The organism is Mucilaginibacter puniceus, assembly GCF_054783175.1.
Genome location: NZ_BAAGRB010000002.1, coordinates 877,001 through 903,246, shown reverse-complemented (window position 1 = coordinate 903,246; position 26,246 = coordinate 877,001). Strand labels below are relative to the sequence as shown.

Here is a 26,246-nt window from a genome sequence, read left to right as displayed (position 1 = left end):
TTATTAAAGCAAGTGTTAAATTAAGTTATACTAAAACCATTAATACCTTAAATAAGTTATCTTAACAGGAAATTTGCCGGATCATGAAAAAGTATATCGGAGTTACTTTGCTATTATTAGTTGCTGTTACCGTACATGCCCAAGATTATATTAAAGGGAGTGTTAGAGAGAAGGGCAGTGGAAAAAAGATGGCTGATGTTTTTATCAAAGACAATAATAATAAGCAAATAACGGTAACAGATAAAAAGGGAAATTATACAATAAGGGCAGCTGCCGGCCACTTGCTAATTTTTTCATCACCGGGGTATATATCGGATACGTTATATTTAATCAATACTCAACCAAAATTTATTGAATTGCAACCAGTTCCTATGTCATTGGGCGAGGTTAATATTCGGTCAACCAAAACGACCTTTGATCCCAGGGCAGAATATCCTGAGATATACAGAAAGAGTAAAATATACCCGCTTTCATTAAGTTCCATATTTTCAAAAGAGGCAAGAAATGCGCGCAGGCTAAAAAAATACTTTGAACAGGAGGAGAAAGAACGTTATATTGATGGTATTTATACCAAGTTGTACGTTAGCGGCATTGTGCCGTTAAAAGGGAGGGACCTGGATAATTTTATGGGGATGTCAAGACCGAGCTATGAGTTTTTAAAGCAAAATTCGGGCGGCGAGTTGGTACTGTATGTGAATGATCAGTATAAAAAGTTCATGGCTATGTCGCCGGAACAAAGGGCTTCATTTGGTTTATCAACCGAATAAAACAAAAAGAGCCGCAATTTGCGGCTCTTTTTGTTGAAATATAACATTAAACGTTTTTAGCTAACCAATCACCAACTTCGCTGGTTTTGTAGGCTTTGTTTTTTCCGGCAAGGTCTTCAGTAACTATGCCTTCGGCTAATGATTTGTTTACTACTTCTCTGATGGCTTCAGCTTCGGCTTTTAATCCGAATGCATCCTCAAACATCATAGCTGCTGATAAAACAGTTGCCAATGGGTTAGCAATGTCTTTACCTGCTGCCTGTGGGTAAGAACCATGTATAGGCTCGAATAACGACGTATGCAAGCCGATTGATGATGACGGCATCAATCCCATTGATCCTGAAATTACTGATGCCTCATCGGTTAAAATATCGCCAAATAAGTTTTCGGTAATTAACACATCATAGCTGTTTGGCCATTGTACCAAACGCATGGCAACCGCATCAACAAACTCATAGCTCACCGTAACTTCAGGGAAATCTTTTTCCATATCCTGTACGGTTTCTCTCCAAAGGCGGGAAGTTTCCAGTACGTTAGCTTTATCTACACAGCATAATTTTTTGCCACGTGTCATCGCCATTTCAAAACCAAGTTTAGCCAGGCGCTGTACTTCTGCACGGGTGTAGGTACAAGTATCAAAGGCAGTGTTTCCATCGTCTTTACGGCCACGTTCGCCAAAATAAATACCGCCTGTTAATTCGCGAAGAATGATCAGGTCGGTTCCTTCAATGCGCTCTCTTTTTAAGGGAGAGTTGTCAATTAGCGATGGGAAAGTAAACGTAGGGCGAACGTTTGCAAATAGCCCTAATTTTTTACGCATTTTTAAAAGACCTTGTTCCGGCCGTACAGTAGCCTTAGGATCGTTATCATATTTTGGATGGCCAATAGCACCAAACAAAACCGCGTCAGCAGCCATACATATCTCGTGGGTAGCGTCAGGATAAGGCTCGCCAACGGCATCAATGGCACATGCGCCGGTTAAGGCAGATGTCCATGCAATTTCATGATCAAATTTTTTAGCTATAGCTTCAGATACTTTTACAGCCTGATCAATAACCTCAGGTCCAATTCCGTCTCCTGCTAAAAGGGCGATATTAAGTTTCATTGTAATTTTATAAGGTGTTTATATGTCTTGTTTCTTAATTTTTGACTCTAAATGATATTCAGCATTTTCTGCGTAGCCTTTATCGCGCAAACAGTTTGGTCCGAATCTAACCCACGGGTTATAAATTTCCTTTCCGCGGTTTCCCAGGTAATAATAGCTTCACATAATGCATCCGAATCGCTACCCGGCGCTATCCTTACCGCGTAATCAATCAGGTTAGGTAGGGTTAATTTCTTTTTATCATAAACCTTTGTCAGCGCATTCATAAAGGCATCAAACTGGCCATCACCTTGTGCATTCTCCTCAAATTTTTCACCGTCTATTTTTACAGAAATGGTAGCCGAAGGACGTAAGCCCATTGAGTTCATCAACACGTACGATTCAACCACAACTTTTTCTTCATACAAGTTGCTATCTAAAACATCAGATATGATATAAGGGAGATCTTCTTTAGTAACGGTTTCCTTTTTGTCGCCCAGTTCAATAACACGCTGGGTTACTTTTTTAAGGTCTGCATCATTTAATTTAAGGCCCAGTTCCTGCAGATTTTTTTCAATGTTGGCTTTGCCTGATGTTTTACCTAAAGCATATTCGCGCTTTCTGCCAAATCGCTCGGGCAATAAGTCATTAAAATACAGGTTGTTTTTATTGTCACCATCGGCATGTATACCTGCGGTTTGGGTAAATACATTATCGCCTACAATAGGTTTGTTAGATGGTATACGTACTCCCGAAAACGTTTCAACCAACTTACTTACCGAATAAATAGACGACTCCTTAATATCAACCTGAACATCCTTGGCAAAATCATTAATTACCGCTACAGCGCTTGCCAACGCGGCATTACCCGCTCTTTCGCCCATGCCGTTTACCGTTAAATGCAAACCGTTTATACCGGCGTTTACCGCCTCTAAAACATTGGCTGTTCCCAGGTCATAATCATTATGCGCATGGAAGTCGAAATGGATACCGGGGTATTTCTGGATAATGATGGTTAAAAACTTAGAGGTTTCTTCAGGAGTTAATACGCCTAAAGTATCGGGTAACATTATCCTTTTTACCGGCTGCTTTGTCAAAAAATCTAAATACTGCAACACGTATTGCGGCGAATTACGCATACCATTGCTCCAGTCTTCTAAATAAACATTGGTTTCAATGCCATTGGTCTTAGCCAGATCGATTACATGCTTTATCTCGGCAAAATGTTGTTCTGGCGTTTTTTTAAGCTGATGGGTAAGGTGGTTTAATGAGCCTTTGGTTAAAAGGTTTTGCACTTTAACCCCTGCCTTCGCCATCCAGTCGATAGATACGCCATTATCCACAAAAGACAATACCTCAATTTGATGGGCATGGCCATTCTCTGCGGCCCAGTTTAAAATGACCTTTACCGATTCAAATTCTCCTTCGGATACACGTGCAGAGGCTATCTCGGCCCTGTCTACACGTAATTCTTCCAATAATAATTGGGTAATAGTCAATTTTTCGGAGGTGGAAAACGATACTCCCGATGTTTGTTCTCCATCGCGAAGTGTGGTATCCATTATCTCTATTTTCCTCTTTTCCATGTTATTGGATTTGGCTTGGTTTATAAACTATATAAGGTGAAAGCGTTTCATTTGATACTATGAAACGCTTTCACCTTTATAATTCATAGTATATTTTAAAACGGCAGTTTTTCAGCAAATTCCTGAATTTCGCCTTTAATGCTTTGCAAATAGTCAATATCATCAAAGCCGTTAAGCATATTATTCTTTTTGTACGAGTTAATGTCAAACGTTTCTTTATCGCCTGTGGCTAATAATGTAATGGTTTGTTCAGGCAGGTTTACTTCCAGTTCAGTATTAGGGTCAGCATGTATGGCAGCAAATATTTTATCTGCAAACTCCGGGCTAACCTGTACTGGCAATACACCTATATTTAAGCAATTTCCTTTGAAAATATCAGCAAAAAAGCTGGATACCACGCAACGGAAACCATAATCATAAACCGCCCAGGCAGCATGCTCACGCGATGAACCAGAACCAAAGTTTTTGCCACCTACCAGTATTTTACCACTGTAAATAGGGTTGTTTAGTACAAAATCTTGTTTAAGGGTATTATCCGGGTTGTATCTCCAATCGCGGAAAAGGTTATCACCAAAACCAATACGTTCTGTAGCTTTTAAAAAGCGGGCAGGTATTAATTGGTCGGTATCCACATTCTCAATAGGCAGTGGTACCGCGGTGCTTGTAAGTATATTAAATTTATCGTAAGCCATTTCTTTTAAGTCGATGGTCGATGGTCCATGGTCGATAGATAGTTTCGCTATGGACTATCAGCCATGGACTATGGACCGTATTTATACCAATTCTTCTATTAATGTTCTTGGGTCGGTTACTACGCCGGTTACCGCAGCAGCAGCAGCCACTAACGGGCTGGCCAGCATAGTACGTGAGCCCGGACCTTGTCGTCCTTCAAAGTTTCTGTTTGAGGTACTTACCGCGTATTTACCGGGAGGTACTTTATCATCATTCATAGCTAAGCAGGCAGAGCAACCAGGCTGGCGCAATTCAAAGCCGGCCTCGTTTAAAATATCTAACAAGCCTTCTTCTTTAATTTGAGCCTCCACAATGTGCGATCCCGGTACTAACCAAGCAGTAACATTAGGTGCTTTGTGTTTGCCTTTTATAAGCGATGTAAACGCCCTGAAATCTTCAATACGTCCATTGGTACAGCTGCCTACAAATACAAAGTCGACCGGTTTGCCTATCATGCTTTCGCCTTCATGGAAACCCATGTAACCTAACGATTTCTCGTAAGTAGCCACACCGCCTTCAACCTGGCTTGCATCAGGAATATCATGAGATATACCCATACCCATACCCGGGTTAGTACCGTAAGTTATCATTGGCTCAATGGTTGTACCATCAAAGCTTAATTCTTTATCAAACACTGCACCTTCGTCGGTCTTTAAAGTTTTGTAATAAGCTAATGCTTTATCCCAAGCCTCGCCTTTAGGGCTAAACTCGCGGCCTTTTACGTAATTGATGGTAGTTTCGTCAGGGGCTATCATACCGCCGCGTGCACCCATTTCAATACTTAGGTTACAAACCGTCATGCGACCTTCCATGGTCATGTTTTCAAAAACATCACCCGCATACTCTACAAAATAACCCGTAGCACCTGATGTAGTTAATTGAGATATGATGAACAAGGCAACATCCTTAGGGGTAACCCCTACACCTAATTTGCCATTAACATTAATGCGCATTTTTTTAGGCTTAGGCTGCATAATACATTGTGTAGCCAAAACCATTTCTACTTCTGATGTACCTATACCAAAAGCTATAGCACCAAAAGCACCGTGTGTTGAAGTATGTGAGTCGCCGCAAACAATAGTAGCACCTGGTTGGGTAATACCATACTCCGGACCTACTACGTGTACAATACCATTTTTTTGGTGGCCTAAGCCCCAATGGCTAATGCCGTACTCTGCAGAGTTTGATTCCAGCATTTGTAACTGGTTAGCCGATAGCGGATCAGCAACCGGTTTGTCCTGGTTAATAGTGGGCGTATTATGATCGGCCGTAGCAAATGTACGGTTAGGATATAATACGGTTGTTCCCCTGGTTTTTAAGCCTAAAAAAGCAACAGGGCTGGTAACTTCGTGGATAAGGTGACGGTCTATAAAAAGCACATCTGGCCCGCCTTCTATCTTACGTACTACGTGTGCGTCCCACACCTTATCAAATAATGTTTTGCTCATTTTATTATTACTGTTATATATTTAATTTGAATGATCAGCCGGTAACTTTCTCGCTGTTCATTAACAAAATAAGATCCTCGTCTTGTATGTCTAATTTGCTATCGGCTAACACCAAAAAGCGGTGATAAGCTTCGGCTAATTCTTCTTTGCTTAGGTTATAACCTAAACGTTCCAAATGGAACTTTAATGCATGCCTGCCGCTACGTGCGGTAAGCACAATAGTTGCGCTTGGGAAACCTACATCCTCAGGGCGAATGATCTCGTAATTTTCACGCATTTTCAAAAATCCGTCCTGGTGAATGCCCGAGCTGTGTGCAAAGGCGTTGCTGCCTACAATAGCTTTGTTGGGTTGTACCGGCATACGCATTTGCGAACTTACCATGTGGCTAAGCTCATAAAAGTTTTTTGTGTTGATATTAGTATGTAAACCTAATACCTGGTGTGTTTTTAAAATCATCACTACTTCTTCAATAGAGGTGTTGCCTGCACGTTCGCCAATACCGTTTATGGTACCTTCAATTTGGCGTGCACCATTTTGCAAACCGGCAACCGAGTTAGCAGTAGCTAAACCTAAGTCGTTATGGCAATGCACAGATATGATGGCCTGGTCAATATTTTTAACGTTCTCTTTCAAAAATTTGATCTTGCTGCCGTATTGATCTGGCAAACAATAGCCATTAGTGTCGGGGATATTTACAACGGTAGCACCCGCAGCAATAACTGCCTCTACCATTTTAGCTAAATACTCAATGTCGGCACGGCCGGCATCTTCTGCATAAAACTCAATATCCTCAACAGATTTTTTGGCATATTTTACGGCTTCAACAGCGCGCACTAATATTTCTTCCCGGGTGCTGTTAAATTTATGTTTGATATGCATGTCAGACGATCCGATACCAGTGTGGATGCGGGGGCGTTTGGCATATTTTAATGCTTCAACTGCCGCATCAATATCGCCTTTGTTGGCACGGGTAAGTGCGCAAACGGTAGGGTTTTTAACCGCTTTTGATATCTCCACCACGCTTTGAAAATCGCCTGGGCTTGATATAGGGAAACCTGCTTCAATGATATCCACGCCTAAGGCTTCCAGTTCACGGGCTATCTCAATTTTTTCGGGGGTAGTCAATTGACAGCCCGGTACCTGTTCGCCATCGCGTAACGTGGTATCAAAAACGTAGACTCGGTTTGGATCGTGTAACATATCTTTTATTTCTTTTCAAGTTTGATAAAAGTGGCAGTTCTTAGTTGCAGTGGCAGTCAAATTTTTTGTCTAACTGCAACTGCTACTAAAAACTGCTACTAATTAAATTATGCTTCTACAGCCTGGTTCTCCGGACGTAAGCTACGTACGGTTTTACCTGCTTGCCATAATTCGCTCTCGCGTAATTCTGCTAATTCAGCATCTAATTTCTCGCGGTAATCTTCTTTACTGTTCAAGTCGATAGAACGTTGAGACTCTTTACCGGTAGCAACGCTATCATATAATTTTTCAAATACCGGTTTAGTAGCATCACGGAAAGGTTTCCACCAATCTAAAGCACCACGTTGTGCAGTAGTTGAGCAATTTGCATACATCCAGTCCATACCATTTTCTGCAACTAAAGGCATTAATGATTGCGTTAACTCTTCAACAGTTTCGTTGAAAGACTCTGATGGAGAGTGGCCATTGGCACGTAATACTTCGTACTGTGCAGCAAAAATACCCTGGATACAACCCATTAAAGTACCACGCTCGCCGGTTAAGTCGCTATATACTTCTTTTTTGAAATCAGTTTCAAATAAGTAACCGCTACCAACAGCAATACCTAAAGCGATAACACGCTCAAAAGCACGGCCAGTAGCATCCTGGAAGATTGCGTAGCTTGAGTTTAAGCCACGGCCCTGCAAGAACATACGACGTAACGAAGTGCCTGATCCTTTAGGAGCAACTAAAAACACGTCAACATCAGCAGGAGGGATGATGCCGGTTTGCTCTTTGAAAGTGATACCGAAACCATGAGAGAAGTATAATGCTTTACCCGGAGTTAAGTGTTTTTTAACAGTTGGCCATAAAGCTATCTGTGCAGCATCACTTAATAGGTAGCAAATAACTGTTCCACGCTCTAAAGCTTCTTCAATTTCAAATAGAGTTTCTCCCGGTACAAAACCATCAGCGATAGCTTTATCCCAAGTTTTTGAATTTTTACGCTGACCAACAATAACATTAATGCCATTGTCTTTTTGGTTTAACGCCTGGCCCGGGCCCTGAACGCCATAACCGATTACAGCAACAACTTCATTTTTTAAAATGTCCTGTGCTTTTGATAAAGGGAACTCCTCGCGGGTTACTACATTTTCTTCAGTGCCGCCGAAATTTAATTTTGCCATTGTTTTGTTTTTTTATTGTTTTGATTTCACCGATTCGCATCGGTTGGTTTTTGATTTACTTATTTATTAATGGTGCTTACATCGTAAACACTTTACTTCCTTTGTTTAAATATTCGTTTTCCATTACATCCTCGCCCGGTTCTAACCTTTCAAATTCGCGTAATTTAGCGTTAAAGCCTTCGCTGTCTTTAATAATAGCTACACGCGCGCTGCGTACAAACTCAATCAAGCCGTAAGGTTGCAGTATGTTGATCAGGTTATCGGTTTCTTCACGATGGCCTGTGGTTTCAAATACGGTATAGTCCTTACGTATCACTACCGCGCGGGCACCGTTTTCGCGTAATAAACGCTCAACGCTTACCTTTTCGGCAATTACATCGGTTGATACTTTGTATAATGCCATTTCCTGCCAGATGATATCCTCGTTGGTATGGTAGTACACTTTTAATACCTCTACCTGTTTTTCTATCTGGCGGCAAAGTTTACGTACCACCTCTTCCGATTCCATAATAACTATATTAAAGCGGTGAATACTGTCAATTTCTGAAGGTGAAGTATTCAGGCTCTCTATATTGATTTTACGGCGGGTAAATATAATAGCTATCCGGTTTAATAAACCAACCTGGTTCTCGGTATAGATGGTAATATTATATTCCTGCTTTTCTATTTCTTCGCTCATTGTCTTAGTCATTTAGTCATTTGCTTCGCTGTCATTAGGTCATTAACCTTTTCAGCATTAAGCTTTACCTTTCCGCTTATTTAAGTCTGATCTCACTTACACTACATCCCTGCGGTACCATCGGGAACACATTGTTCTCTTTGGTTACCATCACTTCAAGCAAGAAAGAGCCTTTACTATCAATCATTTCTTTTAAAGCACCCTGCAGGTCGGCACGCTGATCTATTGATTTGCCCGGAATACGGTAAGCCGCAGCTAAAGCCACAAAATCAGGACTTTGAATATCAACGAAAGAATACCTGCGCTCGTTAAATAATTCCTGCCATTGGCGTACCATGCCCAGGAAACGGTTGTTTAATATAATGATCTTCACATCTACACCGCATTGCATAATGGTGCCTAGTTCCTGACAGGTCATCTGGAAACCGCCATCGCCAATAATGGCTACTACGGTGCGGTCCTGTGCGCCGTATTTAGCGCCTATCGCCGCAGGCAAAGCAAAACCCATAGTACCTAAACCACCGCTGGTAACATTGCTGCGTGTTTGGTTAAACTGTGCGTAACGGCAAGCCACCATTTGGTGCTGGCCTACGTCGGTTACTATTACCGCCTCGCCATTGGTTAGTATGTTTAATTGTTTAATAACCTCGCCCATGGTCATTTCGCCCGATGTTGGGTTCAATTCAGGCTCAATAACCGCTTCAACTTCTTTTCGGGTAAACTCATTGAATTTATTAACCCACTCGGTATGTTGTTTAGCCTCAACAGCTGCAGTTAAAAGCGGCAAAGTTTCTTTACAATCGCCCCATACCGGTACGGTTGATTTTACATTTTTATCTATCTCGGCCGGGTCAATATCCAAATGGATAACCTTAGCCTGTTTAGCATATTTATCTAAGCGGCCGGTTACACGGTCGTCAAAACGCATACCTATGGCAATTAATACATCGCACTCATTAGTTAACACGTTAGGGCCGTAATTGCCATGCATGCCCAACATACCCACGTTAAGCGGATGATCGGTTGGTATAGCGCCTGCACCTAATATGGTCCAAGCCGCAGGGATGCCGCTTTTCTCGACAAATGCTTTAAATTCCTGCTCGGCACTACCTAATAATACGCCTTGTCCCCATAATATAAATGGTTTTTTGGCTTCGTTTATCAGTTTGGCAGCTTCTTCTACATATTGCGGGCGAACAATTGGTTTCGGCCTGTAGCTACGGATGTGGTTACAGGATGTATAGCCCGCATAATTAAATTTCTGTATCTGCGCGTTTTTGGTGATATCGATCAATACCGGGCCAGGGCGACCGCTCCTGGCAATGTAAAATGCTTTAGCAATAACTTCCGGAATTTCGTTAGCATCAGTTACCTGGTAGTTCCATTTGGTTACAGGGGTGGTGATGTTGATCACATCTGTTTCCTGGAAAGCATCGGTACCTAACAGGTGCGCGAATACCTGCCCGGTGATACATACCAATGGGGTACTGTCTATTTGCGCATCAGCCAAGCCGGTTACTAAGTTAGTAGCACCCGGACCGCTGGTGGCAAAAACCACACCCACACGGCCTGACGTACGGGCATAGCCCTGACCTGCGTGTATACCGCCTTGCTCATGCCTAACTAATATATGGTCAAGCTTATCATTATAATCATATAATGCATCGTAGATAGGCATAATAGCGCCACCCGGGTAACCAAAAATGGTATCGGTACCCTCGGCAATCAACGCCTCTAATAATGCTACAGAGCCGCTAACCTCGGTAGTTTGTTTCGGTTCTGTTTGTTTTAGTATTTCCTGTTGTGCAACTTCCATAGTGCCCCCTAACCCCCTAAAGGGGGAATTTTTGTTAATATTTTATTTAGTAGACCCTCTAACTCCCCCTTTAGGGGGCAGGGGGGCTACATCTCGTCTGTCACGCAACCTTCGGCTGCAGAGGTAACAGTTTTAGCATACCTGTATAACAGGCCTTTGCTTACTTTTAATTTGGGTTGTACCCAGGCTGCTTTACGTGCTGCCATTTCTTCGTCAGATAGTATAACGTTGATCTGGTTAGTTGTAGCATCAATAATGATCTTATCATTATCCTGTATCAAGCCTATTGCCCCGCCATCAAAAGCTTCGGGGGTGATGTGGCCTACCACAAACCCGTGTGTACCGCCGCTAAAACGCCCATCGGTAATTAACGCTACCGAACTACCTAAGCCTGCGCCAAAAATGGCTGATGTTGGTTTAAGCATTTCGGGCATACCCGGCGCGCCTTTAGGGCCCACGTTGCGGATAACCACCACATCACCGGTTTTGACTCGGCCGCTTGATATGCCCGCAATCAGTTCAAATTCGCCATCAAATACGCGGGCAGGTCCTTCAAAATGAGTTCCCTCTTTACCGCTTATTTTGGCTACGCTACCACCTGTGGCAATATTGCCGTACAGTATTTGTAAGTGACCGGTAGCTTTAACTGGCGCTTCAACCGGCCATATAATTTTTTGACTGTCAAAATCAAGTTCGGGTACATCTGCCAGGTTCTCGGCAATGGTTTTACCGGTAACGGTAAGGCAATCGCCATGTAACCAGCCTTGTTGTAGGCAATATTTCATTACCGCAGGTACACCGCCAACATTATGCAGATCTTCCATCATGTATTTACCGCTTGGCTTCATATCTGCCAATACCGGTATGCGGTTACTTACCGCCTGGAAATCATCCTGCGTTAATTTAACGCCAACACTTTTTGCCATAGCTATCATGTGCAGTACAGCGTTAGTGCTTCCGCCCAGTACCATAATTACCACCATTGCATTTTCAAATGCTTCGCGGGTCATGATATCGCTTGGTTTAATATCTTTTTCTAATAATATCTTAATGGCTTTACCTGCTGCCAAACACTCGGCTTTCTTTTCGTCGCTTAACGCGGGATTAGAAGAGGAATAAGGCAAGCTCATGCCCATTGCCTCAATAGCAGCGGCCATGGTATTAGCCGTGTAAACACCACCGCAGGCACCCGCGCTTGGGCAGGCATTTTTAATTACGCCCATAAAATCCTCGGGAGTAATGGTGCCGGCAATTTTTTTGCCTAAAGCCTCAAATGCCGATACAATGTTCAGATCCTCGCCTTTATAATGGCCGGGTTTAATAGTACCACCGTAAACCATGATAGACGGGCGGTTTAACCTGCCCATAGCCATGATAGATCCCGGCATGTTTTTATCGCAGCCCGGCAGGGTAATTAACCCATCATAATATTGTGCGCCAGTAACGGCTTCTATACTATCGGCAATTACATCGCGGCTTACTAACGAGTAGCGCATGCCTTCGGTACCGTTGCTCATGCCATCGCTTACACCAATGGTGTGGAATATTAAACCTACCAGGTCCTCATCCCAAATACCTTTTTTTACAATTTTAGCCAGATCATTCAGGTGCATATTGCAGGTATTGCCATCATAGCCCATGCTTGCCACGCCTACCTGTGCTTTGCGCATATCGTCATCAGTTAAACCTATCCCGTACAACATGGCCTGCGCGGCAGGTTGCGTTGGGTCCTGGGTAAAGGTTTTACTGTATTTATTCAACTCTACGGCGTTGCTCTTATCTGACGAACTCATATATGTATTGGTGTACTGTGTGCTAAATTGTATTAAATGTTATTGTATAGATAACTACCCCGGCACGTGCCCGATTATTTACCTGTAAGATAGCTATCGGCGAAAAAATGGGCAATAGATAAAATATTTTTTTAGAAAAAATATTTAAAATTGATTTTATATGAATTAATAAAACAATATACTTAATTTATAATTTAAAACAAAATATAATTTTTAGTCAACTATACCAAAGTTTAAAACGGTATTCGGTACAGATTTTATGCATGCATAGCAAATGATCATTTTTCTGCCCGAAATGGGCAGGTGCCGCCAAAAAGTTAGTAAAAACGCAGATGTGTTAATTGTCCTGTTTTGTGGAGCAAGTGATCAAATACTTACCCATTGGTTTATTGTGTTTTTACCTTTAAATTATATGTTTCGTGACAGCGACATTAAATCAGTTATTTTAAAACTTTAGTGGGTATGGCTTAAAAATTGCCTACCGCTGTTTATGGAAGCATTAGAATATAGAACCAAATTAGGTCAACTGGTAATGATCAACCCTAATAAAGACGGTGAAGATTACCACGTTTTTGTAGATAATGATTACCAGGGCAACGTAGAAAAGCAAAATGGCCATTGGATTGGCGATCTGGAAGGACACTCGGCCCTTACTATTGATGAAGTAAAGATATTGGGCGCAATCATTGAAGAGAAGTTGGGTAAGGCTGTATAATTTCCTTTGTCACTTTATTATTGCGATATGGTGCATGGGCAGTTTGTTCCTTAAACTATTTATATATTTAAGCCACTTATTAAGCTTAATATGAAAAAAGCAATTTTAGCATTTTTATTAATAACCGCGTTTTTAGGCGCAAAGGCACAGGACGAACCGAAACTGCCGCCGGATATAGATATGCTGAAGTTTTTTTATACATACTACATGCTACCCTATATTGATGGCAGCAAACCGACTGAATTTTACAGTAAACAATATCAAATGCGAAAAAGATATTGTACTGCCCGCTGCCTGGCCAGGTATGAGCAATTAATGCAAATACCAGATTCAATAGATGACCCCTTTATTAAAGCGGCAGGCAGCGACAGGGAAGCCATCATATCCCTCGCGTTTGCCAAAGACCCCAAACAGCCCAATAAATACACAGTAACCTACAATGCTGGGGAAGAAAAAATAAGCATTGAGCTTAGCCTGGTTAATGATAAAGGCGATTGGAAGGTAGATTATTTGTATTAGTATGTATTCTTTAACTTTAGTACATGAAAAAAACTTCCTACTGGGTTATCGGTACAGCTATTAGTCTTCTATTACTACTTATTATTTCTAACCCAACAACAAATAATCTAAAGAATTACGCTAAGCTTCCCAAACAAGACAAAGTGACTATAAATAGAGAAAATTATTTCCTATTTAGTTTATATACCATAGATGGTACAGATGGTGCTGATTTTTATCAGTATAAATACGTTGGGGTTTTGTGGACTTTTTTTGGGAGCTTGACAATGATAACCTAATAACCATCCTGTCAACTAAAATCCTACCTTTAACTAACCAACCTTATTAATTATGAAGAAGGAATTGCTATTTAGCCTGATAGGTTATGTATGTTTGCTAATAGTGGGCTGGGTTGCTGGACTATGGATTTATATTGCAGATTACACCAGACCTTACGAAGAGGTAAAGCAAGAATATTATAGCTACTTCCCCGCCGCGCTGGCAAATGGCACATTACTATGCTTCATTAGCATTGTTATAGCAGCTATAGGTTTATTTTGTGTAACCGTGGCAAACAAACACCTCACTTCAAAACCCTGGATAACCATCAATACAGTAGTAACCGTTTTATTAGGGTTGATATTGTTTTTGAATGTGTGGTCGTTGATGTAGGGTTTGTCCCGCTGTCACATAGTATAAGAGTGGGACAGTGTAGGAATATTACCCTTTTTTAACTAACGCTTTAATAATAGCCTCCATTTTTATTTCAGTTTGCTCATCAAATCCATCCAGTACATTTGCTATTTTTCCGTTTTTGTCTATGAAATAAAAAGTCGGCCATCCACTTACATGATAAGCTTTCACCACTTCGGCCGCATCTGCAAAACCGGCATAGGCTATTTTATGTAGCTTATCAAATGCGGCTACATCTTCCTTGCTGTCTCTTTGGGTAAGGCTTGCAATTATTAGCCTGTCTTTATATTTTTTGTATAAGTTGCTCAACGGTTTTAACGATTGCATGCAAGGGGCACAGCCAATAAAGTAAAAATCCATCAATACAATTTTGCCCTTCATATTATTTAATGATGTCTTTTTACCATTAACGTCATATAAGGTCCAGTCAGGCGCATCGGTTCCCGCTGCTAATAAGGCCGGTGGTGCCGCTTGCTTTTTTGGGGGATGATAACCTTTAGGTATGGAGAATTTAGCCAGATCAATACCCGGATCATTTATCTTATAATCGTAATACTCATAAGCCGAGTAAACACTGGTTATCCCGTTCCCATATCCTGCATGTTGACCTTTAGTTATCACAGCTTTTGGTAGTCCCGTGTTTTTGTCGGCTAACAAATGCCAGCGCATAACCAGGCGTTGTTTATTTACGGTGGTATCGCCTGTAATGATGGTGAAATGATCATACGCCACAGCATTGATCACGCTATCTTTTACCTTAGTTAAACTGGCCGGGTGGCTTTTTACAAAATCATTTATCCATTTCAGTTTATAAACTGCGGTTAAATTAAATGCCCTTGCTTGCATTTTGCTGGTTGTGTAAACACTATCGTTAGGACTTAAGGTGACCAGGTTATCGCCAAAAAAAAGATCTGTTGATGGAAACTTATTGGTGCTAAGTTTTTCTGTAGTGCTAAAAAAATATCCTACCGTTTTTTCTTCGGGTATTTTTAAAAGTATATCCTGCGCATTTCTTACCAGGGTATCGCCCACATCATCTTTTTGTTTATAAAGGCTTTTATAGCTCAAGCTATTAAAGCCTTGAACTTTGTCTAATATACTTTGAATAATAGAGGACTGTGCCCGGGCAGATGTTGTGTATATTATTAATGCTATGCAGGCAGCAAATTTTAAAAATGATTTAATAGTGTGACTCATGTTGTGTAAGGGATTAATCAATCAAATTTACGAATATTTCGTAATATTACGAATATTTAGTAATAAAAATATTTTTTAACAATTTTTAACACTACCGGAGTTCTGATTAAATGGATGAAGAAAATTCGTTGCATTGATTTGCATATGCAGTCCCCAATTAATTGGGGATCGTTCCTCGCAATGGCGCGTAGGGAGTATGGTAGGGGGAGTCAAAAAAAAGACCCGGATAAAACTACCCGGGTCTCAAAAAAAAATATAAAAAAAATATTATTTCTGGGTAATGCCTTCGGCCAATACCACTACTTTATTGTTTGAGGCTTCAACCACACCGCCGTTTATAAAAAACACTTCTTCTTTACCATTGCCGCGTACGGTTAGTTTACCGTCCTGCAGGGTAGAGATAATAGGCGCGTGGTGATTTAATATCTCAAAAAATCCCATAGTACCCGGCAGCGTTACTGAACTAGCTTCGCCTTCGTATACTTTTTTATCGGGAGTAAGAATTTCTAATGTCATTTGTGTTAGTGATTGGTGATTAGAGATCAGAGATTAGTAAATATCAACTATTCACTAATCTCCAATCACTATTCACTATTTAAGCATTCGCTTCTTCTAATAGTTTTTTACCTTTTTCAATAGCATCTTCAATGCTACCTACTAAATTAAAGGCTGCTTCCGGATACTCATCAACTTCGCCATCCATGATCATGTTAAAGCCTTTAATGGTTTCTTTAATATCAACCAATACGCCTTTTAAGCCGGTAAACTGCTCGGCTACGTGGAATGGTTGTGATAAGAAACGTTGTACACGGCGTGCACGGGATACCACCAATTTATCTTCTTCAGATAACTCGTCCATACCTAAGATGGCAATGATATCCTGTAACTCTTTGTAACGTTGTAATATTTCTTTAACACGCTGGGCAGTGTTGTAATGCTCATCACCTAATACAGCAGGGCTCAAGATTCTTGAAGTTGAATCCAATGGATCCACAGCAGGATAAATACCTAACTCGGCAATTTTACGTGAAAGTACGGTAGTAGCATCTAAGTGGGCAAATGTTGTTGCCGGTGCTGGGTCGGTCAAATCATCCGCAGGTACATATACCGCTTGTACTGATGTAATTGAACCACGTTTGGTTGAAGTAATACGCTCTTGCATCATACCCATCTCGGTAGCCAAAGTTGGCTGGTAACCTACCGCTGACGGCATACGGCCCAATAACGCTGATACCTCTGAACCTGCTTGTGTAAAGCGGAAGATGTTATCAATAAAGAATAATATATCACGGCCTTTACCATCAGCATCACCATCACGGAAATACTCGGCAATAGTTAAACCTGATAAAGCCACACGTGCACGTGCGCCCGGAGGCTCGTTCATTTGTCCGAAAACGAAGGTTGCTTTTGATTCTTTTAAAGCTTCGCTATCTATTTTAGACAGATCCCACCCGCCTTCTTCCATTGAATGCATAAATGCATCACCATATTTTATAATACCTGATTCCAGCATCTCGCGCAGTAAGTCGTTACCTTCACGGGTACGCTCACCAACACCGGCAAATACTGATAAACCATCGTATGCTTTAGCAATGTTATTGATCAATTCCTGTATCAATACAGTTTTACCAACACCGGCACCACCAAACAAACCAATTTTACCACCTTTTGAGTATGGTTCCAATAGGTCAATTACTTTGATACCTGTAAACAATACTTCAGCCTCGGTTGAAAGATCTTCAAAACGCGGAGGAAGATTGTGGATAGGGCGCCCATTGGTTTTATCTAAGTTAGGGATACCGTCAATAGCATCGCCCACTACGTTAAATACACGGCCTTTAATGTTGTCGCCAACCGGCATTTTAATAGCCGATCCTAAGTCAACTACATCCATACCGCGCAATAATCCGTCGGTCGAGTCCATGGCTACGGCACGCACGCGGTCTTCACCTAAGTGCTGCTGAACCTCTAAAATAATTTTCTGGCCATTATCCTTAGTAATTTCTAACGCGTTAAAAATTTTAGGAAGCTGGGCATTGTCAGCAAAGCTAACGTCAACTACTGGACCGATGATCCTTGAGATTTTTCCAATGTTTGGCATATATACCTGGTAATTTTTTAAAGATTATTATTGAAATGGATACACTACTGTCTATCCGCTATTTCAGGGCGCAAAGTTATAGTTTTTGGTGTAATATTAAAACACTTATATCAACATTTTTTAAAACTTATTTTTAGCGTATTACGTATTTATTGATACACAAAGTATTTATTATGAGCGTTAAGCAATAGTATGCTGTGTTTTGTATATTTGCATATAGATATTAACATCTAAAGAAATGAATAAATTTAGATTTTTTATTGCCGGAACAGTATTTTTATTGGGGGGATGTAAGCTTGATGCAGTTACCGATTTACCCGGCCCGCCTGATTTTTCTACGTTTATAGCTATAGGCGATTCGCAAACGGCGGGGACTGCCAATGATGGTTTGTACCGTGACGCGCAGCTGGTATCTTTTCCGGCTATAATGGCCAAACAAATGAATACCACTTTTGCTCAGCCCTTATTTAGCGAGGCCGAAAAAAATGGGTCAGGATATTTACAGCTTATTAGTTTTAATAATGGCATACCTGTAATAACCCGGGTTACTACCGAGCGGGCCATACGTGGTACTATATCGGTACCGCTAAAAGGCAATGTTAGCCTGTACACCAAATACCAGGGGAGTATTAATAACTATGGTATACCCGCCATGAAACTGGCCGATATAAATAATACTAACCTGGGTAATACCAATGGGTTTTTTGAACGTTTGCTTAGTGGCAATGCGCCCAATAATACTACTACCTATTTTAATTTTGCTACGGCAAAGGCCCATACTTTTTTTACCTGTTGGCTTGGTGGTAATGATGTATTAGGATATGCGGCTACAGGGGGCGCAGGTGATACCCTAACCAGTAAAAGTTATTTTAACACTACTTATACTCAACTTATAGGCCAATTAACTGCTAATAAGCAAAAGGGGGTGGTAGCAACTATACCTGATGTAACCAGCCTTCCATTTTTTACTATTTTAACTACCGATTCCATTTCAAAACTCATACGGGCGGTTAATCCTAATTTTTCCGGGTTATATATATCGGCAAAAAGTACTGCTGATGTAGCAGCCACCTATACTACACGTTTGGCTACGGCAAATGATCTGTTTAATATGAGTTTTGATATAAGCCTGATAGGCAAACCTACTGCGACAGCATCCGGAATTATGCCTTACGGCTTATCGCCTTTAGCACCTATTGAGCATAAGTACGTGCTGGATCAAAACGAGGTATTGATTGTTAAGGATCATACACAGGCCTATAATGCCTTTATCAAAGCAATAGCAAAAGCTAAAGGTTTGGCGGTGTTTGATGCTTATACTTACTTAAATTCATTAAAAGGGCAGGCTATAATTAAGGATGGTGTTAAACTAAGCGGGGCCTACATTACGGGGGGGATGTTCTCGTTAGATGGTGTGCACCTTACGCCCAGGGGTAATGCCGCTACGGCTAATGAATTTTTGAAAGCCATTAATGAGTATTACCGAACCAATTTGCAACCGGTAAATATTAGTGGTTATGCTGCGGTGCTGCCGTAGTTACTCCCTGAATATGCTTCATTTTAACGTAATTAAGCTAAACTGTATAAGTAATTTCAAATTTTTTAGGGGAGATTGAAAAGAAATCCTATTTTTGCAGTCCGTTAAAAAACGCGTTAGTTTAATATCGGGAAATGCATTTGTAGCTCAATTGGATAGAGCATCTCACTACGGATGAGAAGGTTTGGGGTTCGAATCCCTACAAGTGCACCAATTTAATTCAAGCCTTTCTGTATATACATCTATATATCGAAAGGCTTTTAATTTGAAAACGCTATGCTAAACTTAGTGCTATTTGGCCCTCCCGGTGCAGGTAAGGGTACGCAATCACAAAAACTTATTGAAAAATACGGTTTGATCCATTTGTCAACAGGCGATTTATTGCGTGGTGAAATATCACAGGGTACCACCTTGGGTTTAGAGGCCAAAAAGCTAATGGACGAGGGTGCATTAGTGCCTGATGCCGTAGTAATAGGTATGATAAGTAATAAACTGGATGCCAATAAAGAAGCCAAAGGCTTTATTTTTGATGGTTTTCCGCGTACAGTAGCACAAGCGGAGGCTTTAGATAATTTACTGGAGAGCAAACAATCGGCCATTTCAGGCATGATAGCTTTGCAGGTTGATGATGTGGAGTTGGAGAAGCGTTTATTATTACGTGGAAAAGATTCGGGCCGTGCAGATGATGCCAACCCTGAGGTTATCCGCAAGCGTATAAAAGAGTATAATGATAAAACTGCACCTGTTGCTGATTTTTACCAGGCTCAAAATAAATTTACAAGCATAAACGGTATAGGATCAATAGAAGAGATATCAAAATCTATTGATAATGTGGTTGCCGGTTATTAAAACTATATCAGGTTTTAATAGTTTTTCTTGAAACATTCTAATATTGCGATATAGGTAATCTAAAATCGTAAATCGTAATTCTGAAATCAAATGTCGGGTTCCAATTTTGTTGATTATGTAAAGATCTGTTGTCGCTCTGGTAAGGGTGGTGCAGGTTCTGCGCATTTACATCGTGATAAGCACACGGCAACAGGTGGCCCTGATGGTGGTGATGGTGGCCGTGGCGGGCATGTTATTGTAAAAGGTAACGCGCAGTTGTGGACACTACTCCACTTGAAATTCCGCAAACACGTCATAGCCGGTAACGGCGACCCGGGCAGCAGCTCGACCAGTACCGGCAAAACCGGCCGCGATGAGATATTGGAAGTGCCGTTGGGTACTATAGCCAAAAATGCCGAAACCGGTGAGGTGCTGTTTGAGATAAACACCGATGGCGAAACTAAAATATTAACTCCCGGCGGACGTGGTGGATTGGGTAACTGGCACTTTAAAACGCCAACCATGCAAACCCCCCGTTTTGCACAACCCGGCGAAGAGGGCCATGAAGAATGGAACGTGCTGGAGCTAAAATTATTGGCCGATGTGGGTTTGGTGGGTTTCCCTAATGCGGGCAAATCAACACTATTATCGGTAGTATCGGCAGCTAAGCCCGAGATAGCAGATTATGCGTTTACTACCTTAGTGCCTAACCTGGGTATCGTATCGTACCGTAATGGTCGCTCATTTGTGATGGCCGATATCCCGGGAATTATTGAAGGGGCATCACAAGGTAAAGGTTTGGGTATACGCTTTTTAAGGCATATTGAGCGTAACTCGGTATTGCTGTTTATGGTGCCGGCTGATACATCGCGCACGATAAAAGAAGAGTTTGAGATTTTATTAAAGGAGTTAAACGAATACAACCCCGAACTGATGCACAAACCACGTGTATTAGCTATTACCAAAGCAGATATGCTGGATGATGAACTGATAGCCGAGATGAAAAAGGAAGTACCGGCTGATATCCCTTCGATATTTATATCATCAGTAGCTCAAAAAAACATTACCGAGCTGAAGGATATGCTTTGGGCCGAGATTAATAAGCAGTAGCGGTACTTATTGGTGTAGAACGGTGTTTCTAATATGGATTTATTTAGAAATAAGATAGACATTTGCTAAATACCAAAGAGCTAATAAAAGTCTAAGTAAGACAACTATAGCAATTACCCAGAGAATATACTTAATAATACGTCTCACTTTTTGCTTTGTCTTATCCTCTCGGAATTAATCAATCACCCTATCCCTGATTTTTACAGCAGGATTGCCTTGGTAAACGCTGTAAGGCACCAGGTTTTTGGTGGCTACCGAGCCGGTAGTGAGTATCGCGTGCGAGCCTACGGTAATGCCTTGATTAACTATAGCAGCCGCGCCTATCCATGCGCCATCTTCTAAAATAACGCTTCCGGTTATTAAGTCAAACGAGGTTTTTTTATAGTTATGACTGCCGGTAAGTATCACAGCGCCTTGCGATAGGCATACGTTATTGCCAATAGTTACAGGCACCAGGCAATCAATCCACACATTTTCGCCAATCCAAACTTCGTTGCCTATAGTTAGGTGCCACGGGTATTTAATATTTACACCGGGTTTAAACTCCACTTGTTTGCCAATTTTAGCACCAAATAAGCGTAATAGAGCAACTTTTAACCCGTACAAAGGGAACAAGCTTGATTTGAAAACAAACGCGTTTACATAGTGCCATAATATCCTTTTCAGGGTGGTGCCACCGGAATGGTAAGGATAATTATTATAACTTTCCAGGTTGGTTTGCTTCATCGGGTTTTATTGGGCTTTAGATCGCGCATTATCCAAAAATACAAACCCGCCATGATTATTGTGTATATGATGGCGTTAAAAATGGTATGATGGTCAAGCAGGTGGTTTTCGCTGGGCTTCCAATACAAAGCCAATACTATAAACCTGATGATGTTTAAAAGCTGGATAACTAAAATACCGGCGGTTAAAAATATTGCCTTTTCTTTTACAGGCTTTGGATAAGCTATCACAAAAGCGGCTAAAAAACTCATCACGCCCATACCCAGGCATGAGTATTCTAACGCTATATGGCCACGGCCTGCTACCAGCAGGTCAATGTCGTTGGTAATGGTGGTATAGCCTAAACCCAATAGTATTTGCCTGCTTACAAACAGAAGTACGTCGCGTAGCCACTGTATATAATTTAAGTGTTCGGTTAAAAATGCACTGTAATGGTTGCCCGGAGTGGTTAAGCCAAGAAATAAAATATGGAAATAGTAAAAGCATACAAACAGCAATACAAAAACAATCGCGAAGCGTATGGGGTTATACTTGCTTTTGGGCATCTTTTTGTTGTTTGATGATCTCATCTATCTTGATATCTACGATCAGCCTGAACCAAAACCCTTGTAAAAAATGAAATATTATACCCGTGAGGCCATCTAAAATACCCAACTGAAATATCATACGATATTTAAAATATAACAAGGGCCTTACATAACGTGGCAACCTGAACCATATACTTTTAAACCAGGCCTTACGTTCGTTGGGCGAGCCCCAAAACTTTGGTTTAACACTTTGCGAACGCATTTGCTGCATGCGTTCAATTTCTTCGTGAGCTACCAGGTCGCTGTAGCGGTTATGTTTTTCTATCCAAAAACTGATGTTGTTTTCTTTTAAGTTTTCTTCAATGATGATACCGTCTTTCCAAATAAGTGTTTCTCCGGGTACAATAAAGCGGTGGTCCATGTTTTCGTTTAGGTCAGAGTAGCCAATGTCATAACGAAACATTTTAAGCAAATAAAAAGGGTAATAGCCACCATATTTTATCCAACGACCCTTAAAGAAGTTTTTGCGGTTGAAGTAGATTCCGTTAATGTTCCTGTAATCAGCATCGTTAAAAGCTAATAGTTTGTTTTTGAGTTCGTCGGTTACAATTTGATCGGCATCCAGGCCTATTACCCAAGGGGTTTGAATGGGGAAGTTTTTTAGCGCGTAGTCCCACTGTTTAGGGTGGTTTTCAAATGGGTTTTGCAAAAATTGAGCACCAAAGTTTTCGCCAATTTCTATTGTACGGTCAGTACTACCGGAGTCTAAAATAAATATGGGCGCATTAAGCCCGCTGATAGACTTCAACAGCCTTGGCAAATGCATTTCCTCATTATAGGTTAATATAATAAATGAAAATTGTACGCTCAATTGATTTCGGCTTTAATGATCATTGATTTCCAAAAATACGGAATACGGCCACATCCTTTAAAAATAACATGTGTAAAACCATTTTTGGTAACTAACCGGCTTAATGTTGCTTTTGACCATAATTTAATATGCCCGCCAACCCAAAATGGGTCTAAATGTGTATCCCATTTATTAAATAAACTAAGCACCAGGTTTTTTAAATAACCATGATAGGGGGTAGATAGTATAATTTCACCTTTATCACCCAGCACCTGTTTGCAAAATATTATAAATTCTTCCGGGTCATATAAGTGCTCAATTACCTCTGTTGCTATAACGGTATCAAACTTTAAGTCTTGCAATTCTACAGGCAATTTATTGGTAGATAGGTCCTGTACATAAAATCTATCCGGGTTAGTTTGTTTGGCAATGATTATTCCCTTTTCAGAAGCATCCGTGCCATAAGCATTATAACCTAATGAAATTAAATAATTAACCAGGTAACCATTGCCACAGCCTACATCCAATATGCAGGTGTTTTTACCTTTATCCAGCAAGCTAAGCAAAGGGCCCAACATATAGTTAAAATTATAGGTCATAGCATCACTATGATAACCGTAATCCTGGTATTCACTCATGGCTCATAATTTGGTTATACATAGCTAAATATTTTTCAATCAGGTTATCCGGGTTAAAATCATTGTAAATTATTGCAGGGGCATCTTTCCTGATGCGTAACAGATCATCCTTATAATTGCGGCTAATGGTATTGATATAGTTACTGATGGATGTCGTATTGGTTTCGCATATCCAGCCTAAACTTTTTTGTTGTACATAATCGTACAAACCCACATTTTGGCTTATTAATACGGCTGTTCCTACACTTAAACTCTCAATTACCGTATTAGCAAAATTTTCGTCGTGCGATGGTAGTATAAATAAGTCGTGCTCGCTAAGCAGGTCAAACTTATCATCATTATAAAACCCTGCCCAGGTAATATGGTTATCAATGCCCTGTGTCACAGCGTATTGTTTTAAACTATCAATATACCCCATATTGCCGTTACCGGCTATGGTTAAGTGATAAGGAACAGACACTTTATCTAAGGCATTCAGCAATATATCTAACCCTTTTTTTTCTTCTATCCTTGAGAAGAAGAGAAGTTTTATTGGATTGCCGGGGATATTTTCAACGCCTGATTTATCCGCCAGTTTAACAAAATTGGCAATGTTAAAAATGCCTTTCGGCTGTATTAAATCGCTCATTGCGGCACTCTCCCTTTTGGAAGTTACATGCAGGTAGCATTTATTTAAAAGCGGTTTACCTAAAAATTGATGGATCAGATTTTTAACAAACCGGTTTTTATTTGAAAATGAGTAGGAGCTTAATGTACCCCTGGGCGAAACTATTACCGTTACCCCACGCATTAATGCAATAAGGCAGGATAATACCGATACCATATTCCACCAGGCATGTATATGTACTACATCATAATTTTTAACTTCCTGCCATAATTTTGATAAAAGCGCAGGCGAAAAATGAGTATGATCTTTTGTTAATCGTTTAAAATAGGTTACCTGTACATCATCAACTTTTACCGGAGTGTTTACTATTACCGGCAATTCATCCGTCCCATTTGCAGTGGTGGTAAAAACCATTACATCAATATGCTTTTTTACCAATTGCTCGCATAGCATTGATACAGACATGGTGGGCCCGCCATATATAAAGGCAGGTTTGTATGAGGCGTTAATTTGTATAATTCTCAAACCTCTTGTAATATTTTATATAATTTGAATATCCTAGAAATTAGGAGCATGGTTATATAGCTCCAAAAAACAGTATTTATCAAAAATTCAAAACTTAACCCGCGCCATAATATTTGAAACAATCCTGTAAATATTAAAGCTGTTCCCAGCGTGTACCCGCCAAATAATTGTTCGGCTTTAAGCGAAATTAATTGGGCGGTGGCACCATATATAAATAAGCTTAAAAATATTCCGAATGTACCGCCAGATAAATAGGCATCTACAACAAATGCAGGTTTAGCAGATACTTTGGCTCCCCTGTAAATAACATTTGCATCGTAAACCCGTTCCATGATCATATCTTCGGTACTGGGTTTTGATGGCCAGGCTACACGTGGAATAATAGCCATAAATGATTGCTTCAGTAGCTTTAATCCATAATATCCTATTTTATCAGGGGTTGATTTAACAAATAAGGTAAACATTTCAATTTCACTTAACCGGTAAACAAAAAAATCCCAATTGCTTTCGTCAGACCCCTCAAACACGGCTTTCAGGGCCAGCTTACTTGCATCATCGTCGCTGGTTTCACCAGACCATGAGTTTTGCCGAAAAACTCTGTTATAGGTTGGTAACAACATAAATAGCGCGAATAACAAGGGTAAAAAAGTAAAAGTAACCGCACGCTTATAATTTGGATACAAAAAAACTCCCAATACCAAAACGCTAATAATTATGGGTTCTTTAAAGCCCGAAATTAGTGCCTGGTAAAAATTGAAAAAATATAAAACGAAGCAGATTATTGTATTATTGACTTTTTGAAGCGGAATAGCGTATGCCAGAGCTAAGGTACCTGCAATAAAACTTAATGAACTTAATTGATAGTAAAACTGCGATAAACCCGGTATAAATTTAAACACAACTGATACAGGCAGAGTTATAATTGCAAATACAAACAATAAATTAGGTATTTTTTCTTTGTCAACTTTATACCGTTGTATTACGGGGTAACGCATAAAAACTAATATACCTGATACAAACGAAGCGTGTGCCAAACAATAGTAACGCTGGCATTGGGCTACATATTTTAACTGTTCCTGATCAACTAAATAGTAATCGTTTATTTTTTTAAAATCCTCATATCCTAATGTGTTAAAAAGATAAAATATAGAGGTAAGACACATAAATCCAGCAAAAATGATCTGTGCCAAAAATATGGGCCTCATCAATTGTGATGAGATGCTTCTATCGGTAGGTAATGGTTTAAGTTTGCCCGTTAAGGTGATATAGAAAATATAAAATGAGCCTAACCATGCTATAAAATAGGAGGGAACCGGATACGGGTTAAATAGCACAGCTAATAACCACGGTAAAAATAATATTGTGTAAACCCCAACCGGTTTTTCTTTCATATAATAATGTTAATTAATACCAATTTAATAG

Annotated in this window: 26 protein-coding genes and 1 tRNA gene; 9 read left to right on the top strand and 18 right to left on the bottom strand. The window is 40.4% G+C overall.

Going from position 1 to position 26,246, the window contains the following annotated elements:
* The first annotated feature begins 83 nt into the window (after positions 1-83).
* Entirely contained in the window at positions 84-767 is a 684-nt protein-coding gene (locus tag ACYVJ6_RS10990) for a peptidase associated/transthyretin-like domain-containing protein (protein WP_460694111.1), read from the top strand.
* A gap of 46 nt (positions 768-813) precedes the next feature.
* On the opposite strand, the gene leuB is transcribed toward ACYVJ6_RS10990, so the two are convergent.
* The 9 genes from leuB to ilvD all read right to left on the bottom strand — a co-directional run bounded on the left by leuB (position 814) and on the right by ilvD (position 12,272).
* Complete coding sequence (gene leuB, locus ACYVJ6_RS10985) at positions 814-1,872, bottom strand: 3-isopropylmalate dehydrogenase (protein ID WP_460694110.1); 1,059 nt, start codon at positions 1,870-1,872, stop codon at positions 814-816.
* A 47-nt stretch (positions 1,873-1,919) separates the two neighbouring features.
* On the bottom strand, positions 1,920-3,437 hold the full coding sequence (locus ACYVJ6_RS10980) for an alpha-isopropylmalate synthase regulatory domain-containing protein (protein WP_460694109.1): 1,518 nt from the start codon (positions 3,435-3,437) through the stop codon (positions 1,920-1,922).
* 95 nt (positions 3,438-3,532) lie between these two features.
* Positions 3,533-4,129, bottom strand: a complete 597-nt coding sequence (gene leuD, locus ACYVJ6_RS10975) for a 3-isopropylmalate dehydratase small subunit (RefSeq protein WP_460694108.1) — start codon at positions 4,127-4,129, stop codon at positions 3,533-3,535.
* Positions 4,130-4,210: 81 nt separating this feature from the next.
* Positions 4,211-5,617: a 3-isopropylmalate dehydratase large subunit gene (gene leuC / locus ACYVJ6_RS10970; RefSeq protein ID WP_460694107.1), complete on the bottom strand. Its 1,407-nt coding sequence runs from the start codon at positions 5,615-5,617 to the stop codon at positions 4,211-4,213.
* Positions 5,618-5,651: 34 nt separating this feature from the next.
* Positions 5,652-6,818, bottom strand: coding sequence for a 2-isopropylmalate synthase (locus tag ACYVJ6_RS10965; RefSeq protein ID WP_460694106.1), 1,167 nt, complete (start codon positions 6,816-6,818; stop codon positions 5,652-5,654).
* A 107-nt stretch (positions 6,819-6,925) separates the two neighbouring features.
* Positions 6,926-7,984 carry a ketol-acid reductoisomerase gene (ilvC, locus tag ACYVJ6_RS10960; protein WP_460694105.1) on the bottom strand — a complete coding sequence of 353 codons (1,059 nt, stop codon included), beginning with the start codon at positions 7,982-7,984 and terminating at the stop codon, positions 6,926-6,928.
* A gap of 76 nt (positions 7,985-8,060) precedes the next feature.
* Positions 8,061-8,663 (bottom strand): acetolactate synthase small subunit, encoded by a 603-nt coding sequence (ilvN, locus tag ACYVJ6_RS10955; protein ID WP_460694104.1) that lies wholly within the window; start codon positions 8,661-8,663, stop codon positions 8,061-8,063.
* A gap of 76 nt (positions 8,664-8,739) precedes the next feature.
* Complete coding sequence (gene ilvB, locus ACYVJ6_RS10950; protein ID WP_460694103.1) at positions 8,740-10,479, bottom strand: biosynthetic-type acetolactate synthase large subunit; 1,740 nt, start codon at positions 10,477-10,479, stop codon at positions 8,740-8,742.
* 86 nt (positions 10,480-10,565) lie between these two features.
* Positions 10,566-12,272 (bottom strand): dihydroxy-acid dehydratase, encoded by a 1,707-nt coding sequence (ilvD, locus tag ACYVJ6_RS10945; RefSeq protein ID WP_460694102.1) that lies wholly within the window; start codon positions 12,270-12,272, stop codon positions 10,566-10,568.
* Positions 12,273-12,762: 490 nt separating this feature from the next.
* Between ilvD and ACYVJ6_RS10940 the strand changes: the two genes are divergently transcribed.
* From ACYVJ6_RS10940 to ACYVJ6_RS10925, 4 genes are all read left to right on the top strand, one after another.
* Complete coding sequence (locus ACYVJ6_RS10940) at positions 12,763-12,987, top strand: hypothetical protein (protein WP_460694101.1); 225 nt, start codon at positions 12,763-12,765, stop codon at positions 12,985-12,987.
* Positions 12,988-13,077: 90 nt separating this feature from the next.
* Positions 13,078-13,506, top strand: a complete 429-nt coding sequence (locus ACYVJ6_RS10935) for a hypothetical protein (RefSeq protein WP_460694100.1) — start codon at positions 13,078-13,080, stop codon at positions 13,504-13,506.
* Positions 13,507-13,529: 23 nt separating this feature from the next.
* Positions 13,530-13,784 carry a hypothetical protein gene (locus tag ACYVJ6_RS10930; RefSeq protein ID WP_460694099.1) on the top strand — a complete coding sequence of 85 codons (255 nt, stop codon included), beginning with the start codon at positions 13,530-13,532 and terminating at the stop codon, positions 13,782-13,784.
* A gap of 52 nt (positions 13,785-13,836) precedes the next feature.
* The gene (locus tag ACYVJ6_RS10925; RefSeq protein ID WP_460694098.1) at positions 13,837-14,157 is read left to right on the top strand and encodes a hypothetical protein; all 321 of its coding nucleotides are present in this window, start codon (positions 13,837-13,839) and stop codon (positions 14,155-14,157) included.
* A 48-nt stretch (positions 14,158-14,205) separates the two neighbouring features.
* On the opposite strand, the gene ACYVJ6_RS10920 is transcribed toward ACYVJ6_RS10925, so the two are convergent.
* From ACYVJ6_RS10920 to atpD, 3 genes are all read right to left on the bottom strand, one after another.
* The gene (locus tag ACYVJ6_RS10920) at positions 14,206-15,375 is read right to left on the bottom strand and encodes a TlpA family protein disulfide reductase (RefSeq protein WP_460694097.1); all 1,170 of its coding nucleotides are present in this window, start codon (positions 15,373-15,375) and stop codon (positions 14,206-14,208) included.
* 267 nt (positions 15,376-15,642) lie between these two features.
* Entirely contained in the window at positions 15,643-15,891 is a 249-nt protein-coding gene (atpC, locus tag ACYVJ6_RS10915) for an ATP synthase F1 subunit epsilon (protein ID WP_460694096.1), read from the bottom strand.
* A gap of 79 nt (positions 15,892-15,970) precedes the next feature.
* Positions 15,971-17,476 (bottom strand): F0F1 ATP synthase subunit beta, encoded by a 1,506-nt coding sequence (gene atpD / locus ACYVJ6_RS10910; RefSeq protein WP_460694095.1) that lies wholly within the window; start codon positions 17,474-17,476, stop codon positions 15,971-15,973.
* 238 nt (positions 17,477-17,714) lie between these two features.
* Between atpD and ACYVJ6_RS10905 the strand changes: the two genes are divergently transcribed.
* The 4 genes from ACYVJ6_RS10905 (at position 17,715) to obgE (ending at position 20,951) form a co-directional block, all read left to right on the top strand.
* Positions 17,715-19,013: a G-D-S-L family lipolytic protein gene (locus ACYVJ6_RS10905; protein WP_460694094.1), complete on the top strand. Its 1,299-nt coding sequence runs from the start codon at positions 17,715-17,717 to the stop codon at positions 19,011-19,013.
* A 136-nt stretch (positions 19,014-19,149) separates the two neighbouring features.
* A tRNA-Arg gene (locus tag ACYVJ6_RS10900) sits at positions 19,150-19,226 on the top strand.
* Between the two features lie 63 nt (positions 19,227-19,289).
* The gene (locus tag ACYVJ6_RS10895) at positions 19,290-19,862 is read left to right on the top strand and encodes an adenylate kinase (protein WP_460694093.1); all 573 of its coding nucleotides are present in this window, start codon (positions 19,290-19,292) and stop codon (positions 19,860-19,862) included.
* Between the two features lie 90 nt (positions 19,863-19,952).
* Complete coding sequence (obgE, locus tag ACYVJ6_RS10890) at positions 19,953-20,951, top strand: GTPase ObgE (protein ID WP_460694092.1); 999 nt, start codon at positions 19,953-19,955, stop codon at positions 20,949-20,951.
* A gap of 174 nt (positions 20,952-21,125) precedes the next feature.
* On the opposite strand, the gene ACYVJ6_RS10885 is transcribed toward obgE, so the two are convergent.
* From ACYVJ6_RS10885 to ACYVJ6_RS10860, 6 genes are read right to left on the bottom strand one after another with little or no spacing between them, the layout of a single operon-like run.
* Positions 21,126-21,677, bottom strand: a complete 552-nt coding sequence (locus ACYVJ6_RS10885; protein ID WP_460694091.1) for a WcaF family extracellular polysaccharide biosynthesis acetyltransferase — start codon at positions 21,675-21,677, stop codon at positions 21,126-21,128.
* The gene (gene xrtY, locus ACYVJ6_RS10880) at positions 21,674-22,222 is read right to left on the bottom strand and encodes an exosortase Y (protein ID WP_460694090.1); all 549 of its coding nucleotides are present in this window, start codon (positions 22,220-22,222) and stop codon (positions 21,674-21,676) included. The genes ACYVJ6_RS10885 and xrtY overlap by 4 nt, the downstream gene beginning before the upstream one ends.
* Positions 22,203-23,075 carry a glycosyltransferase family 2 protein gene (locus ACYVJ6_RS10875; protein WP_460694089.1) on the bottom strand — a complete coding sequence of 291 codons (873 nt, stop codon included), beginning with the start codon at positions 23,073-23,075 and terminating at the stop codon, positions 22,203-22,205. The genes xrtY and ACYVJ6_RS10875 overlap by 20 nt, the downstream gene beginning before the upstream one ends.
* Positions 23,072-23,692 (bottom strand): class I SAM-dependent methyltransferase, encoded by a 621-nt coding sequence (locus ACYVJ6_RS10870; protein ID WP_460694088.1) that lies wholly within the window; start codon positions 23,690-23,692, stop codon positions 23,072-23,074. Before ACYVJ6_RS10870 ends, ACYVJ6_RS10875 begins: the two co-directional genes overlap by 4 nt.
* Entirely contained in the window at positions 23,685-24,824 is a 1,140-nt protein-coding gene (locus ACYVJ6_RS10865; RefSeq protein ID WP_460694087.1) for an XrtY-associated glycosyltransferase XYAG1, read from the bottom strand. Before ACYVJ6_RS10865 ends, ACYVJ6_RS10870 begins: the two co-directional genes overlap by 8 nt.
* A complete protein-coding gene (locus ACYVJ6_RS10860) occupies positions 24,821-26,215 on the bottom strand; it encodes an exosortase Y-associated Wzy-like protein (protein ID WP_460694086.1) in 1,395 nt (464 codons plus the stop codon). The genes ACYVJ6_RS10865 and ACYVJ6_RS10860 overlap by 4 nt, the downstream gene beginning before the upstream one ends.
* Positions 26,216-26,246: the final 31 nt, after the last annotated feature.

What these genes read in the sequence shown, in the direction of transcription:
- ACYVJ6_RS10935 (WP_460694100.1), top strand. Translation starts at nt 13,078, where the DNA reads ATGAAAAAAGCAATTTTAGCATTTTTATTAATAACCGCGTTTTTAGGC.
- ilvN (WP_460694104.1), bottom strand. Translation starts at nt 8,663, where the DNA reads ATGAGCGAAGAAATAGAAAAGCAGGAATATAATATTACCATCTATACC.
- ACYVJ6_RS10980 (WP_460694109.1), bottom strand. Translation starts at nt 3,437, where the DNA reads ATGGAAAAGAGGAAAATAGAGATAATGGATACCACACTTCGCGATGGA.
- ACYVJ6_RS10920 (WP_460694097.1), bottom strand. Translation starts at nt 15,375, where the DNA reads ATGAGTCACACTATTAAATCATTTTTAAAATTTGCTGCCTGCATAGCA.
- ACYVJ6_RS10930 (WP_460694099.1), top strand. Translation starts at nt 13,530, where the DNA reads ATGAAAAAAACTTCCTACTGGGTTATCGGTACAGCTATTAGTCTTCTA.
- atpC (WP_460694096.1), bottom strand. Translation starts at nt 15,891, where the DNA reads ATGACATTAGAAATTCTTACTCCCGATAAAAAAGTATACGAAGGCGAA.
- atpD (WP_460694095.1), bottom strand. Translation starts at nt 17,476, where the DNA reads ATGCCAAACATTGGAAAAATCTCAAGGATCATCGGTCCAGTAGTTGAC.
- ACYVJ6_RS10895 (WP_460694093.1), top strand. Translation starts at nt 19,290, where the DNA reads ATGCTAAACTTAGTGCTATTTGGCCCTCCCGGTGCAGGTAAGGGTACG.
- ACYVJ6_RS10990 (WP_460694111.1), top strand. Translation starts at nt 84, where the DNA reads ATGAAAAAGTATATCGGAGTTACTTTGCTATTATTAGTTGCTGTTACC.
- ACYVJ6_RS10885 (WP_460694091.1), bottom strand. Translation starts at nt 21,677, where the DNA reads ATGAAGCAAACCAACCTGGAAAGTTATAATAATTATCCTTACCATTCC.
- ACYVJ6_RS10940 (WP_460694101.1), top strand. Translation starts at nt 12,763, where the DNA reads ATGGAAGCATTAGAATATAGAACCAAATTAGGTCAACTGGTAATGATC.
- leuB (WP_460694110.1), bottom strand. Translation starts at nt 1,872, where the DNA reads ATGAAACTTAATATCGCCCTTTTAGCAGGAGACGGAATTGGACCTGAG.
- ilvC (WP_460694105.1), bottom strand. Translation starts at nt 7,984, where the DNA reads ATGGCAAAATTAAATTTCGGCGGCACTGAAGAAAATGTAGTAACCCGC.
- ACYVJ6_RS10925 (WP_460694098.1), top strand. Translation starts at nt 13,837, where the DNA reads ATGAAGAAGGAATTGCTATTTAGCCTGATAGGTTATGTATGTTTGCTA.
- obgE (WP_460694092.1), top strand. Translation starts at nt 19,953, where the DNA reads ATGTCGGGTTCCAATTTTGTTGATTATGTAAAGATCTGTTGTCGCTCT.
- leuC (WP_460694107.1), bottom strand. Translation starts at nt 5,617, where the DNA reads ATGAGCAAAACATTATTTGATAAGGTGTGGGACGCACACGTAGTACGT.
- ilvB (WP_460694103.1), bottom strand. Translation starts at nt 10,479, where the DNA reads ATGGAAGTTGCACAACAGGAAATACTAAAACAAACAGAACCGAAACAA.
- leuD (WP_460694108.1), bottom strand. Translation starts at nt 4,129, where the DNA reads ATGGCTTACGATAAATTTAATATACTTACAAGCACCGCGGTACCACTG.
- ACYVJ6_RS10965 (WP_460694106.1), bottom strand. Translation starts at nt 6,818, where the DNA reads ATGTTACACGATCCAAACCGAGTCTACGTTTTTGATACCACGTTACGC.
- ilvD (WP_460694102.1), bottom strand. Translation starts at nt 12,272, where the DNA reads ATGAGTTCGTCAGATAAGAGCAACGCCGTAGAGTTGAATAAATACAGT.
- xrtY (WP_460694090.1), bottom strand. Translation starts at nt 22,222, where the DNA reads ATGCCCAAAAGCAAGTATAACCCCATACGCTTCGCGATTGTTTTTGTA.
- ACYVJ6_RS10905 (WP_460694094.1), top strand. Translation starts at nt 17,715, where the DNA reads ATGAATAAATTTAGATTTTTTATTGCCGGAACAGTATTTTTATTGGGG.
- ACYVJ6_RS10870 (WP_460694088.1), bottom strand. Translation starts at nt 23,692, where the DNA reads ATGAGTGAATACCAGGATTACGGTTATCATAGTGATGCTATGACCTAT.
- ACYVJ6_RS10860 (WP_460694086.1), bottom strand. Translation starts at nt 26,215, where the DNA reads ATGAAAGAAAAACCGGTTGGGGTTTACACAATATTATTTTTACCGTGG.